Origin of the sequence: Streptomyces sp. NPDC050287 (assembly GCF_044459385.1) — a bacterium.
Classification (GTDB): Bacteria; Actinomycetota; Actinomycetes; order Streptomycetales; family Streptomycetaceae; genus Streptomyces.
This window is the reverse complement of the sequence record NZ_JBITIY010000008.1, coordinates 179,257-192,623: the sequence shown is the minus strand read 5'-3', so window position 1 is coordinate 192,623 and position 13,367 is coordinate 179,257. Positions and strand designations below refer to the sequence as shown.

The 13,367-nt window shown below is 72.5% G+C and carries 13 protein-coding genes; 5 read left to right on the top strand and 8 right to left on the bottom strand.

The window, feature by feature from the left end; all coding sequences use genetic code 11:
• Positions 1 to 50: 50 nt before the first annotated feature.
• Together ACIBK3_RS28940 and ACIBK3_RS28935 are read right to left on the bottom strand one after the other, a co-directional pair.
• A complete protein-coding gene (locus ACIBK3_RS28940; protein ID WP_399370305.1) occupies positions 51 to 1,478 on the bottom strand; it encodes a PLP-dependent aminotransferase family protein in 1,428 nt (475 codons plus the stop codon).
• A gap of 216 nt (positions 1,479 to 1,694) precedes the next feature.
• Positions 1,695 to 2,528 (bottom strand): alpha/beta fold hydrolase, encoded by an 834-nt coding sequence (locus tag ACIBK3_RS28935; protein ID WP_399370303.1) that lies wholly within the window; start codon positions 2,526 to 2,528, stop codon positions 1,695 to 1,697.
• Between the two features lie 242 nt (positions 2,529 to 2,770).
• Here ACIBK3_RS28935 and ACIBK3_RS28930 point away from each other — a divergent pair, with 242 nt between their 5' ends.
• Together ACIBK3_RS28930 and ACIBK3_RS28925 are read left to right on the top strand one after the other, a co-directional pair.
• On the top strand, positions 2,771 to 3,655 hold the full coding sequence (locus ACIBK3_RS28930; protein WP_399370301.1) for an RNA polymerase sigma-70 factor: 885 nt from the start codon (positions 2,771 to 2,773) through the stop codon (positions 3,653 to 3,655).
• A gap of 238 nt (positions 3,656 to 3,893) precedes the next feature.
• Positions 3,894 to 4,652: a GntR family transcriptional regulator gene (locus ACIBK3_RS28925; RefSeq protein ID WP_399370299.1), complete on the top strand. Its 759-nt coding sequence runs from the start codon at positions 3,894 to 3,896 to the stop codon at positions 4,650 to 4,652.
• A gap of 258 nt (positions 4,653 to 4,910) precedes the next feature.
• Here ACIBK3_RS28925 and ACIBK3_RS28920 read toward each other — a convergent pair whose 3' ends face one another.
• From ACIBK3_RS28920 to ACIBK3_RS28910, 3 genes are all read right to left on the bottom strand, one after another.
• The gene (locus tag ACIBK3_RS28920; RefSeq protein WP_399370298.1) at positions 4,911 to 6,068 is read right to left on the bottom strand and encodes an ROK family protein; all 1,158 of its coding nucleotides are present in this window, start codon (positions 6,066 to 6,068) and stop codon (positions 4,911 to 4,913) included.
• A gap of 449 nt (positions 6,069 to 6,517) precedes the next feature.
• A complete protein-coding gene (locus ACIBK3_RS28915) occupies positions 6,518 to 7,183 on the bottom strand; it encodes a response regulator (protein ID WP_399370295.1) in 666 nt (221 codons plus the stop codon).
• Positions 7,184 to 7,197: 14 nt separating this feature from the next.
• Positions 7,198 to 8,352: a sensor histidine kinase gene (locus ACIBK3_RS28910; protein ID WP_399370293.1), complete on the bottom strand. Its 1,155-nt coding sequence runs from the start codon at positions 8,350 to 8,352 to the stop codon at positions 7,198 to 7,200.
• 107 nt (positions 8,353 to 8,459) lie between these two features.
• Here ACIBK3_RS28910 and ACIBK3_RS28905 point away from each other — a divergent pair, with 107 nt between their 5' ends.
• From ACIBK3_RS28905 to ACIBK3_RS28895, 3 genes are read left to right on the top strand one after another with little or no spacing between them, the layout of a single operon-like run.
• Positions 8,460 to 9,380, top strand: a complete 921-nt coding sequence (locus tag ACIBK3_RS28905; protein ID WP_399370291.1) for an ABC transporter ATP-binding protein — start codon at positions 8,460 to 8,462, stop codon at positions 9,378 to 9,380.
• Positions 9,381 to 9,382: 2 nt separating this feature from the next.
• Entirely contained in the window at positions 9,383 to 10,105 is a 723-nt protein-coding gene (locus tag ACIBK3_RS28900) for an ABC transporter permease (protein WP_399370288.1), read from the top strand.
• Positions 10,106 to 10,163: 58 nt separating this feature from the next.
• Complete coding sequence (locus tag ACIBK3_RS28895) at positions 10,164 to 10,607, top strand: hypothetical protein (RefSeq protein WP_399370286.1); 444 nt, start codon at positions 10,164 to 10,166, stop codon at positions 10,605 to 10,607.
• A gap of 72 nt (positions 10,608 to 10,679) precedes the next feature.
• Here the strand turns inward: ACIBK3_RS28895 and mug are convergent, their stop codons facing one another.
• From mug to ACIBK3_RS28880, 3 genes are all read right to left on the bottom strand, one after another.
• Positions 10,680 to 11,228 (bottom strand): G/U mismatch-specific DNA glycosylase, encoded by a 549-nt coding sequence (gene mug / locus ACIBK3_RS28890; protein ID WP_399370497.1) that lies wholly within the window; start codon positions 11,226 to 11,228, stop codon positions 10,680 to 10,682.
• Positions 11,225 to 12,667, bottom strand: a complete 1,443-nt coding sequence (gene purB / locus ACIBK3_RS28885) for an adenylosuccinate lyase (protein ID WP_399370284.1) — start codon at positions 12,665 to 12,667, stop codon at positions 11,225 to 11,227. The genes mug and purB overlap by 4 nt, the downstream gene beginning before the upstream one ends.
• Before the next feature lie 351 nt (positions 12,668 to 13,018).
• The gene (locus tag ACIBK3_RS28880; RefSeq protein WP_399370282.1) at positions 13,019 to 13,342 is read right to left on the bottom strand and encodes a hypothetical protein; all 324 of its coding nucleotides are present in this window, start codon (positions 13,340 to 13,342) and stop codon (positions 13,019 to 13,021) included.
• Positions 13,343 to 13,367: the final 25 nt, after the last annotated feature.

Genomic DNA, 13,367 nt, shown 5'->3' with positions numbered 1-13,367 from the left:
GCACCGGAACCCGCGTGCACATCGGAACCGACCGGCGCGTGTGACGCCGGTCAGGCCGTGACGGCCTCCGCCATCGCCCGTACGCCGTCCCGGATCCGCGCGGGGGACAGCTGTGCGTATCCCAGGACCAGCCGGACATCCCCCTTGCCGTCGGTCTCGACGCGCGTGTGGGCACAGTCCGACAGCGGACGTACGGTCACCCCGGCCGCGGCCACGTCCGCGAGGAACCGCTCCTGCGGGCCGTAACGCTCCGGCAGCGCGGCGATGACGTGCAGTCCCGCAGCGATCCCGGTCACCTCCGTGCCGGGGAAGTGCTCCTCCAGGGCGGCGACGAGGGCGTCCCGCCGTTCCCGGTAGGCGCGCTGGCAGCGGCGCAGGTGGCGGTCGTAGTCGCCGCGCTCCACGAAGCGGGCGAACAACGCCTGGTCGAGCGAGGGATGCCCCAGATCCAAAGTCCGCTTGCGGGCGACGACCTCCTCGACGAGGGACTCCGGGACCAGCAGCCAGCCCAGCCGCAGCCCTGGTGCGAGTGACTTGCTGACCGAGCCCGTGTAGGCCACGTGTTCCGGGTCGACTCCCTGGAGCGCGCCCACGGGAGCGCGGTCGTAACGGAAGTCGCCGTCGTAGTCGTCCTCCAGGACGAGGCCGTCCACGGAGCGTGCCCAGCCGAGGAGTTCCGCGCGGCGCCGCGCCGAGTAGGCGACCCCGGTGGGGAACTGGTGGGCGGGGGTCGTCACCACGGCCCGTACGCCCGAGCCGTACAGCGCGCCCATGGCGAGTCCCTCGTCGTCCAGGGGGACGGAAACCGTGGTGACACCAGCCGTCGCGTAGAGCTCGGCGTGCTGGGGGCTGCCAGGGTTCTCGACCCCGACCGCGTGCACCCCGCGCGCGCGGAGGACGAGCCCGAGGAGGGTGGTCGCCTGGGTCACCCCGGAGACGACCACGATCCGCTCCGGGTCCGCGACCACACCCCGGCGGCGCGTGAGCAGTTCGGCGAGCGCGGTACGCAGCCGGGGCAACCCGCGCGGATCGGGATAGCCGAGCTCCTGGTGCGCCAGTTCGGCCAGGACCCCACGCTGGGCGGCGGCCCACGCGGCGCGCGGGAACAGCGACAGGTCCGGACTTCCGGGCAGGAAGTCGGCGCGGGCGCCCAGGGAGCGCGGGGCGAGGTCCTGCGCGCGGGGCCGCGCGGCCCGTACGGCCTCGCTCACCCAGGTTCCGGCCCCGCGGCCGCTGCGCAGATACCCCTCCGCCGTCAACTGCTCGTAGGTCTCCGTGACCAGGCCCCGCGAGACCCCGAGGTCGGCCGCGAGGTCCCGGCTCGACGGCAGCCGCGTGCCCGCGGTGAGCCGCCCCGAGCGGACTGCCTCCCGCAGTGCCGCCTGAAGGGCCCGGCCCCGCGCACGGGCCGGCGCCGACGCGGCGGGCAGCAGCACCTCCCACGCGACGGTCCCGGAGCCGGTCGGTGACGACGTCATAAGGCGGGACCTTAGACGCGCCGGACCGGGGCCGTCCCCGGAATTACGAGGGAGGAGTTGTACCCGACCGGGCGTCCTCAGGGATGAAGTCGTGCGGTCATCAGGGACGACTTCGTGCGTCATCGGGGACGAAGAGGAGCGCCCGTGGACGCCAGGAACACGTGCGAGACGAAAACTGCCTTCGCGCTCTGGCGACCTGAATGGCCGGCCACCCGGTCAGCGGCTGCCGTCCAGGATGACGCGTGCGACCAGCGCGGGATCGTCGTTCATCGGGCAGTGGCCACAGCCGGGCAGCCGTACCAGCCGCGCCCGGGGGATGATCCGCTTGGCCCGCACACCCTGGCGCGGCACCAATACGAAGTCTCGCGTGCCCCAGGCCAGGGTGACCGGGACGCCGGGGATGTCGTCGGTGAACTGGACGGTCCTACCGGCCCGGAGAGTGTGGGCGAAGCCCGTCGCCCGTGCCAGCGCCAGCGTCTCCGCGACCACGGCCTCGGGCGCACGACGGCTCGGGCGGGCGTAGATGGTGCTGGTCAGGGCGGCACGGCCGGCCGCCGTGCGGGCAAGCCGCTCGACCAGCGGGAGCGGCATCCGCTCGGCTATCCGCCGCATGGTGATGAGCACGCCGAAGGCGTAGCGCCGCTCGGCAGGCGTCCAGAAACCGGCCGGCGCCAGCGCGGTGACCGAACGTACGAGCTGATCCTTGGCGAGGTCCAGGGCGAGCAGTCCGCCGAGCGAGTTGCCCGCGACATGCGGCCGGTCGAGCCCCAGGGTCTCGCACAAGGCGCCGAACACGGCGGTGGTCGTGGGCAGGTCGTACGCCAGGCCGTCCGGCAGACCGGGGGAGGCACCGAACCCGGGGAGGTCCACGGCGATCACGTCGCGCTCGGCGGCCAGGATGTCCACCACCGGGTCCCAGGCCTGCCGGTGGTGCCCGATCCCGTGCAGCAGGAGCAGGGGCTGGCCGCTGCCCGCGCGCGTGTAGGAGACGGTGACGGGCCGCGGGCCTTGGGGGGAGGGCACTTTGAAGGACACGGTGGTCGCGGACATGCTGATGCTCCTCGGCGGGACTCACTGACGAACACGGGGTAGGACGAACACGGGGTAGGACGACACGGGTAGGACGACAACGGGGTAGACAGCTTGTCAGCAATTGCTACCGGCGGGTAGCCCTCTGTGTGCCCCGGTTGGGCACCGTGGCGCTCCGGGCGCGAAGCAGCCTCCGTCGCCTGGGCGGCGACGCGCGCAGCGATCGCCTGGACACGGCCGCGTGACTCGGTTGGGATGGAGCCGTGACCGCGGACACCCTGACCGACGTCTTCGAAACGCACCGCCCCGTCCTCCTGGGCGTCGCCTACCGCATGCTGGGCCGCGTGGCCGACGCCGAGGACGTGGTGCAGGAGGCCTGGCTGCGCTGGTCGGCCGCCGACCGCAGTGAGGTGCGGGAACCGCGCGGCTACCTGGTGCGCGTCACCACCCGCCTCGCCATCGACCGGCTGCGCCAGGTGAAGGCGCGCGGCGAGACGTACGTCGGCCCGTGGCTGCCGGAGCCGTACGTCACCGACTTCGGCGACACCGTGCCCGACACCGCCGAACGAGCGGTGCTCGCCGACACCGTGTCCCTCGCCGTCCTCGTCGTCCTGGAGTCGCTCTCGCCGCTGGAGCGCGCGGTGTTCGTCCTGCGGGAGGCCTTCGGCTACCCGTATGCCGAGATCGCCGCCATGCTCGACCGCGGCGAACCCGCCGTACGCCAACTCGCCGGGCGGGCCCGCCGGCACGTCGAGGAGCGGCGGCCCCGCTACGACGTCGACCCCGCCCAGCGACGCGACCTCACCGAACGGTTCCTGGCCGCCGCCGAGGAGGGTGACCTGGAGGGGCTGATGTCCCTGCTCGCGCCGGACGTCCGTCTGGTCGGCGACAGCGGCGGCAAGTCCAAAGCGCCGCTGCGGGTCCTGGAGACGGCCGACAAGGTGGGCCGCTTCCTGTTGGGGGCCTCCCGGAAGGGGATCCCCGACCCGTCCTTCCGCTTCCTGGAGCTCAACGGCGGCCCCGCGCTCCTCGCCCTGTCCGGCGGCGAGCCCGACGCGGTCTTCCAACTGGACGTCCTGGGCGGGCGTATCCAGTCCGTCCACATCATCCGCAACCCGGACAAGCTGCGGTCCCTGGCCTCCGTCTGAGGCCCGCCCGCCCTCGAATCCCCTGCGCATCCGAGGGGTTGACGCCGTGTCACCCAGGCCGTGCCGTACGAACGCTCCGTGAACGCCGCACTGCGGTGCGTCCGAATGAGGTCCAAGGGATGGAGGATTGGTCTTGACCAAGGGTGGGGGCCGTCCTAAGGTCGCAGAGAAGTGCAACAACCTTTAATAAACAAGGGCGCTAAAACGCTGCCGGACCACGGCGATCGCGGAGGACAGGGTGGGGACCACGCAGCTGGAAACGGTGCCGGAACCGAAGTACTGGCATCTCAAGACCGTGCTCAGTGAGGCACTGGACTCCGAGTTCACGGTGGGCGAGATCCTGCCCAACGAGCGCGACCTCGCCGCCCGCTTCGGCGTCGCCCGCGCCACGCTCCGCCAGGCGCTGGAGCAGCTCGAACTGGAAGGCCGGCTGCAGCGCCGCCGCGGCGTCGGTACGACCGTCGCTCCGCCCCGCGTGGGGGTGGCCGTCGGTGCGGAGCAGCACGCCTGGCCGGGCGCGGCCGGCGACGTCTGGCAGCCCGTCGACTGCACCTTGGAGGTGCCGCCCGCGGCCGTCGCCGCCGCGCTGGAGACCGGTGAGCAGCCCGTGCACACGGTGCGCCGCTCCCGCACGACCCACGGCCAGCCCGTCGCCGCCGAACTGCTCTACATCGCCCCGTCGTCGGTGCCGGAGCTCTCCGCCATAGACGCACCGTCCGGCGCCGCACGCGCGCGTGCCGTGCTGCGCGAGCTGCAGCGGCTGGAGCTGGAGGGGCAGGAGAACGCCGTCGAGCTCGGCTCCGCCCGTGCGGACGACGCCAAGGAACTGGACCGGCTTCCCGGGGCGCCCGTCCTCGTGGTCACCACCCGCTACCTCGCCGACGGCCACACCGCGGCGCTCTCCGTCGCCACTTACCGCGCGGACACGTGCCGGCTGACCTTCGGGGACCCGGGCGGCGTGGAGATCCACCAGGACCCGGAGCGCCGAGCGTCCTGAACGCGGCGCCAGTACGGCGTGGGCGGCGCCCCGGGAACGTCTCCGGGGCGCGGGTGCGTGTGTCCGCTGACGCGTGCGGCAGGACCTCCGTCGGCGCCGGCAGCAGTGCCCGTGGCCCGGGACCGGCAGCAGTGTCCGTGGCCCGCGACCCGCAGCGGGGTCCGTGGCCCGGGACCGTCGGCGCCTGTCGTAGCACCGCCGACGGTCCCCGCCGCTCCGCCGCTCCGCCGCTCGGCTGCCCGGGCTGCCTGACCGGTGTCACCGGCGGGCCGTCACCGTGCCCTCCACCGCGAACAGTTGCTCCTCCACATGGTCGAGGGCCAGTCGCAGGGCGCCGGTCGCGACGGCCGCCTCGCCCAGGAGGGACAGAGCCACCTTCGGGGGTCGGAGGCAGTAGCGGGCCAACTCCCGCCGCAGCGGCTCCAGTACGCCGTCCAGGCCGGCCGCCCAGCCGCCGATCACGACGAGTTCCGGGTCGAGGGCCAGCACCAGTGCGGCCACGTCGTGCACCAGCCGCTGGATGAAGCGGTCCACGGCAGCGCGGGCCCGCTGGTCGCCCTCGCGGGCCTGGGCGAAGACCTCGGCGACCGCCTGCTCGTCAAGCGGGTGCAGGGGCTCGTCCGTGGTGGACAGCAGCGTCTCCGGCGTCGCCTCCCGGCCCAGCAGATGCAGCGCGCCGATCTCCCCGGCCGCCCCGCCGTACCCCCGATGCAGCCGGCCGCCGATCAGCGCACCAGCGCCGGGACTCAAGCCGGCCAGCACGAACACGACGTCGTCGGACTCGGTCGCGGCGCCCTTCCAGTGCTCGGCGACGGCCGCGGCGTTGGCGTCGTTCTCCACCAGGACCGGGCACTTGAAGGAGCGGCTCAGGCGTTCACCGAGCCGCAGCCCCGTCCACTCGGGCAGCGCGGTGCCCAGTCGTACGGTGCCGTCCGCCTCGACGATCCCCGGCGTGCCGACCCCTACGGCCCGCAGCGAGCCGCGTGCGATCCCGGCCCGGCGCAGCAGATCGGCCACGGCGGTCCGCAGCCGCTCCAGGCGCTCGTCGGCGGACGCCGTCTCGTCGACGTCCTTGGCCTGCGCGCCGATCACCCGGCCGTCCAGGTCCGACAGGAGCGCCGCGACGCGGTGCGCCCCGATCTCCAGGCCGAGCAGATGCCCGGCCTCGGCACGGAACCGGAACCGCCGCGCGGGACGGCCCTGCCGGCGGACGACGCTCTCGTCGGCGGCCTTCTCGACGACGTACCCCGCCTCGATGAGCCCTTCGACGACGCCCTCGACCGTCGGCCGGGACAGTCCCGTCACCCGGGTGATCTCTGTCAGCGTCGCGCAGTCCGTGGCGCGCAGCGCGTGCAGCACCACCGCGGAGTTGATCCTCCGCAGCAGTGAGGGATCCCCGCCGGTCAGCCCCGCCAACGTCCGTCCTCCCAGCTCGTGCGCGTGTTCGCCGGATCGTACTCGGCGCGGGGGACCCCGGCGAGTGCCAGAAGGAACGGATCGGGCCGACGGGGGCCATCGAGTCCGGATCAGAACACCGAGCGGCGTGGTCCCGGCTGTCCGGTCGGTGGCCTGGCGGGGGCTTGGTGGCGGGTGCCCTGCTCGGCCGCGTCCGGTGGACGTCACCGTCTTCGGCTTCGCTGCGTGCGGCGGGTGCCACTGCCTTCGTCTTTCGCTGCGTTGGCGGGTGTCACTGCCCCGGCGGGTGTCACTGCCCTTGGCTGCACTGTCCGGCGGATGTCCCCCCGACACCGCCGCGCCCGTCCGACGTCCCCCCGGGCCTGCCCCGCCCCGCCCGCCGTAACCACCGCGTTGCCACCTCGCCCTCCCTTCGCGCCCCGCCCGCACCGCCGCGCCACCCCCGCCCCTCACCCCGGCGCCACGAACCCCGACTCGTACGCCGTGATCACCGCCTGGGTGCGGTCCCGTGCCCCAAGCTTCGCCAGGACCGCGCTCACGTGGGACTTCACCGTCTCCGTCCCGACGACCAGCCGGGCGGCGATCTCCGCGTTGGACAGGCCCCGGGCCATCAGCCGGAGCACCTCCGCCTCCCGCTCGGTCAGCCGGGCCCGCGCCACCACGTCGCGCGCCGCACGATCAGCGCCGTCACCGTCGCCGTACTCGGCGGCGAGCCGGCGTACCGACGCCGGGAACAGCAGTGACTCGCCCTCGGCGACCAGCCGTACCGCGTGCACGATCTCGGCCGGCCGGGCCCGCTTCAGCAGGAACCCGTCGGCGCCGGCCCGCAGCGCCTCGTACACGTACTCGTCGTTCTCGAACGTTGTCACCACGAGGATCTTCGGCGGCTGGTCGACCGTCCGCAGCACCGCGCGCGTGGCCTCGATCCCGTCCAGCAGCGGCATCCGTACGTCCATGGCGACCACGTCGGGCCGCAGCTGCCGGACCAGCGGGATCACCGCCGCCCCGTCGGCCGCCTCCCCGACGACCTCGATGTCGGGCTGGGCCTCCAGCACGGCCCGCAGACCGGCGCGGACCAGGGGTTCGTCGTCGACGAGAAGTACGGTGACCGGCATCCGGTCAGCGTAGATCAGCGCAGCGGCAACTCCACATGTACCTGCCAGTCGCCATCGTCGGGACCCGTCCGGGCGCATCCCCCGAGCAGGGCCGCGCGCTCGCGTATGCCCCGCAGCCCGCTGCCCCGCCCGGGGCCCGGTATCGCGGCGGTGAGCGGATTGCGCACCTCCAGGCCGAGCGTGTCGTGGCCGACCGAGACGCGGACCATGACGGGGACCGCTCCCGCGTGCCGCAGTACGTTCGTCAGCGACTCCTGGAGGATGCGGTACCCCTCCCGGGAGACCGGGCCCGCGACGGTGTCCAGGGGGCCGGTCAGTTCTGCGTCCACCTTCGCACCGGAGACCCGGGCCGACTCCAGCAGCCGGTCGGCGTCCCTCAGCGTGGGCCTGCCGCTCACGGGCCGCTCCGACTCCCGCAGGATGCCGAGGACCCGCTCCAGGTCCTCCAACGCCGTCCGGCCGGTCTCCTCGATGGCCTCCAGCGCCCGGTCGGTGAACGCCGGATCGCCGGCTGCCCGCGCCGCGCCCGCCTGCACCACCGCCACCGTCAGGGCGTGCCCGATGGAGTCGTGCAGCTCCCGGGCGATCCGGGTGCGCTCCAGGAGTTGCTCCGTGCGCACCTCCAGGGCGGCGAGCCGCTCGGCGGCGGACGGGCCGAGGAACCGGAACGCGAGAGCGGTGACCAGCTCACCCAGTCCGACCACGAAGCCGTACAGCGCCACCAGCGGGAGCGGCACCAGCAGCGCGTACGCCCAGTGCGGTGTCGCCCCGCTCAGGACCGGGACGCCCTGCGGCACTCGGCCGGACGCCAGCTCCGCCAGGGAGTACGACAGCAGCGGAAGCCAGACGTTTCCCAACGACGTCAATCCGCCCAGCAGCATGCGCACTTCCAGCCACAGTACGGTGCGCAGCCGGTCCCGCCAGGTCGCCGACGGAGCCACGGAGATCTCCGCGGCCCGCTCGCCCGGCGTCAGCAGCAGCCGTGCCTGCACGCCCTCGCCCCGGCGCACGGCCGGGATCAGACCGACCGGCAGCAGCACCAGCGCCGGCACCCACGGCGTCGACATCTCGATCCACATCCACACGCTGACGACCAGCATCGGCACCCACAGGTGCAGCAAACGCGTGTACGTCGTCCCCCGGAGCAACGGGCGCAGAAGGTGGGCCATTGCGTCATCGTGGCAGCCGCCACTGACAATCGGCCTCCCCCGCACGGGGGAGCGGATCCCCACCGGCGGGGGAGGCGCGGCCCGGCAGCGGTGGCCAGGCTGCTGCCATGACCAGCATCGACGTCCAAGCCCTCACCAAGGAGTACGGCACCCGCCGCGCCGTGGACGCCCTCACCTTCCGTGTCCTGCCCGGCCGGGTCACCGGCTTCCTCGGCCCCAACGGCGCCGGCAAGTCGACCACCATGCGACTCGTCCTCGGCCTCGACCGGCCCACGTCGGGCACCGCCACCATCGGTGGCCGTCCCTACGCCACGTTCCGCGAACCCCTGCGCCACGTCGGCGCGTTGCTCGACGCGCAGGCCGCCCACGTCTCCCGCACCGCCCGGAACCACCTGCGCGCCCTGGCCGCGAGCAACCGCCTCCCGATCACCCGGGTCGACGAGGTGCTGGAGGAGACGGGGCTGACCTCGGTCGCGAACCGTCGGGTGACGACGTACTCCCTGGGTATGCGGCAGCGCCTCGGCATCGCCGCCGCCCTGCTCGGCGACCCCGAGGTGGTCCTCCTCGACGAGCCGTCCAACGGCCTCGACCCCGAAGGCATCGTCTGGATCCGCGAGTTGCTGCGCCGGCTCGCGGGACAGGGACGCACCGTCCTGGTCTCCAGCCACCTCATGAACGAGACCGCCTCCTTCGCCGACCACCTCGTCGTCCTCGGGCGCGGCCGCCTGCTGGCCGACACCCCGATGCGGGAGTTCATCCACGCGCGCGTGCACCCCCGGGTACGGATCCGGACCACCGACGCCACCGCACTCAGGAACGTCCTCACGGCCCACGGCCACGACGCCGTGCAGCACGACGACGGGCACTGGACCGTGCCGGACGCGCGCGTGGACGACATCGGGCGCCTCACCTCCGCCGCGGGCGTACCGATCCTCGAACTCGCCGCGGAGGAGGCCACGCTGGAACAGGCCTACCTCGGTCTGACAGCGACGGAGACCGAGTTCACCGCACCGCCCCAGGAGGCCTGACCATGGCGTTCGTTCCCGTGCTCCACTCGGAGTGGATCAAGATCCGTACCCTGCGGTCGCTCATGGGGGCGTTGTGCGCGGTCGTCGTCGTGACGGCGGCCTTCTCCGCACTGGGCGCGCTCGACACCGGCGACGAGGAGGTCGACCCGCTGTTCTCGGCCTTCTTCGGCTTCACCTTCGGCCAGATGGCGGTGATCGCGTTCGGTACGACGGCAGTGTCGTCCGAGTTCCACGGGGGTTCCCTGCGGGGCGCGCTGACGGCGGTACCCCAACGGGGCCGGTGGTTCGCGGCCAAGATGGTAGCGATCGCCGTTCCCTCCCTGGCCGTCGGGCTGATCGCGGGCGCCGCGAGTCTGGCCGTGGGCACAGCCGCTCTCGGGGCCGACGCGCGCGGTCTCAGCTTGGCCGAAGGGGTACGGGGTGTCGTCGGCTGCGGTGTCTACCTTACGCTCATGGCCCTGTTCGCCGCCGGGCTCACCGCCCTGCTCCGCAGCGGCGTCGCCACCCTGAGCATCCTGATCCCGTTCCTGCTCGTCGCCTCCTTCGTGGTGGGGGACATGTCGGCGGGCGTCGCCGACTACCTGCCCGACCGTGCGGGCCAGGTCGTGTTCCACGAGACCTGGGACGGCCCCCTCGGGCCCTGGACGGGCCTGGCGGTGACCGCGCTCTGGACGGGCGCGGCGCTGCTGGCGGGGGCCTGGAACGTACGTCGACGGGATGCGTGATTGCGCCACGTCTCCGACTCGCCGCCCATTGTCAGTGGTGGCCGCTTTACTGGAGCACATGGACAGCGCGAAGTACGTCGCCAGGATCGACTCGCTGTGCACCGGGGGTCTCGCCGCTGAGCACGGCGGGCCGGACGTGCTCATGGCAGGAGCCGGGTACCGCATCGTGTCGTTGGAGGTGAGTCCCGCGAGCTGGACCGGCGACCGGGAGGGGCGGCTGCGGACACAGGAGGACTTCTACGCCCTCAAGGACCGCATATCCGTACTCCTGGACGCCCGCTGGGGTGCTCGGCGCCCGTGGTGGATGGGGACGCTCGTGGTCCGCATCGACCGCGGGGAGCCGGTACCGGAGCCCTGGGCGACCATCAGCACCCTGGTGGACGAACTCAACCTCTGGCAGCCGACCGGCACGGACCGCTGGCTGGCCCTCGGCGTCCTGGAGGGCGAAATGGACGACGAGGTCCACCTCATCGCCCTGGTCACCGAGACCGACCCACCATGAACCGCCGGAGGACTCACCGAGACCGACCCACCGTGAACCGCCGGAGGACTCACCGAGATCTTCATGAGATCTCTAGCTCTCCTCGGCCGCCACCCGCAACCGTGCGAACTCCTCCGCCATGGTCCGCGCGGTCCAGTGCGCGTTCAGCCCGCTGGGGTTGGGCAGCACCCACACGCGGGTGTCGCCGATCGTCCGCTCCTGCGGGCCCACCCGGGCCTTGCGGTCGTCGAAGGCGGCGCGGTAGGCGGTGACCCCGACCACGGCAAGCCAACGCGGCCGCAACCGCGCCACCTTGAGCGCCAGCTGCCGCCCGCCATCGCTGTACTCTGCCGCGCTCAGCTCGTCGGCCCGCGCGGTCGCCCGCGCAACGACGTTGGTGATGCCGAGGCCGTACGACAGCAACTCCCGCTGCTCCGACGGCTTCAGGAGCCTCGGGGTGAACCCGGACAGATGCAGTACCGGCCAGAACCGGTTGCCGGGACGGGCGAAGTGATGGCCCGTCGCGGCCGTCATCAGCCCGGGGTTGATGCCGCAGAACAGCACATGGAGGCCGTCCGCGACGACGTCCGGCACGAGACGGTCGCGGGCGGCCTCCAACTCCTCGGGGGTGAACCGGGTCAGAGGATCGCTCCGGGGGTGTAGCCGGCGGCCTCCGGGTGCTGCTTCGCGATCTCCTCGATGCGGCCGACGACCGCGGCGACCTGGTCGGCGGCGGCGCCCGTGAAGGACAGCTTGTCGGCCATCAGCGCGTCCAACTGTGCGCGATCGAGCGGGATGCGCTCGTCGGCGGCCAGCTTGTCCAGCAGTTCGTTGCGCTCGGCACCCTGCTCACGCATGGCCAGCGCGGAGGCGACCGCGTTCTCCTTGATCGCCTCGTGCGCGACCTCACGGCCGACGCCCGCGCGCACCGCGCCCATCAGCACCTTGGTGGTGGCGAGGAACGGCAGGTAGCGGTCCAGCTCGCGTGCCACGACCGCCGGGAACGCGCCGAACTCGTCGAGGACGGTCAGGAACGTCTCCAGCAGACCGTCCAGCGCGAAGAACGCGTCCGGCAGCGCGACCCGGCGCACCACCGAGCAGGACACATCGCCTTCGTTCCACTGGTCGCCCGCCAGCTCACCCGTCATCGAGGCGTACCCGCGCAGGATCACCATCAGGCCGTTGACCCGCTCGCACGACCGTGTGTTCATCTTGTGCGGCATCGCCGAGGAGCCGACCTGGCCCGGCTTGAAGCCCTCGGTCACCAGCTCGTGGCCCGCCATCAGCCGGATCGTCTTCGCCAGCGACGACGGGGCGGCCGCCAGCTGCACCAGCGCGGTGACGACCTCGTAGTCCAGCGAACGCGGGTACACCTGGCCGACCGACGTGAACGCCTGCGAGAAGCCCAGGTGCCGCGCGATCCGCTGCTCCAGCTCCGCGAGCTTGGCCGCGTCCCCGCCGAGCAGGTCCAGCATGTCCTGAGCCGTACCGACCGGGCCCTTGATGCCACGCAGCGGATAGCGGGCAAGGAGCTCCTCGACCCGGCCGTACGCCACGAGCAGCTCGTCGGCGGCGGTCGCGAAACGCTTGCCGAGGGTGGTGGCCTGCGCGGCCACGTTGTGGGAGCGGCCCGCCATGACCAGCTCACCGTACTCACCGGCCAGCTTGCCCAGCCGCGCCAGCACGGCCACCGTACGGTCGCGCACCAGCTCCAGCGAGAGCCGGATCTGCAGCTGCTCGACGTTCTCGGTGAGGTCGCGGGAGGTCATGCCCTTGTGCACGTGCTCGTGCCCGGCGAGGTCGTTGAACTCCTCGATCCGCGCCTTCACATCGTGTCGCGTGACCTTCTCGCGCTCGGCGATGGAAGCCAGGTCGACGGTGTCCAGCACACGCTCGTAGTCGGCGATCGCCGCGTCCGGCACCTCGATCCCGAGGTCCTTCTGCGCCCGCAGCACGGTGAGCCAGAGCTGACGCTCCAGCCTCACCTTCTGCTCGGGCGACCAGAGCGTGGCGAGCTCGGCGGAGGCGTAGCGTCCGGCGAGGACGTTCGGGATGCGGGGCTTGGCGGGAGCGGAAGTCACGTAGACGGAGTTTACCTGCCGTCTGTGGGGTCTCTGAAACGTCCATAGGGTCCAGAGAGCGCAGGTCGGAGGCACTCCGGCCTGTGCTCTTGCGTGGGGTCTGTGAGACGAGTGTGAGACGCCCGCTTCTGCCGTCGCGGCGCGTGCTCTGTCGAGGGCTCCTGCGCACATTGCGCCTTGCCGCTGGGCAAGTGCGGTTTGCCCTGGCCGCTCGTGGACACGTGGCTGCCGCAGTTCCGGCAACGCCAGATCTGCCGCCCGTGGGCGTCTGTGTCGGGTGCGTCGACGTGGCCGACGACCTGGTGAGCTTCGCCGCTCACCTGCGGCAGCTCGCCGGCACCGTCCGCACCGTCAACCACGCTGCTCCCGTGGAGCGCGCGGCATGACGACCACCATCTCCAGGTCGAGGTCGCGCAGGATCAGCGTGCCCTTCGGCAGGATCGAGAAGGGGGTCGCGTGGTGCGCAGGGCGGCGAGGATGCCCGGCATCAGCCGGTAGCGGCCCTCCGCGAATCTGCTCCAGACAGCGGCCCGCTTCCCTGAGCCCGAACTCGCGGCCGGCAAGGTGACCGCAGGCGAGCTCTATCGCCAGTGGCCAGTACTCGAGCTGTTCTGCGAGAGCCGCCGCAGTCCGCCGGCTGGGGGCATCCCAGTCTTTCTCGTGGTGCAGGCGCATCCTGATCAGCTCTGTGGCCTGATCG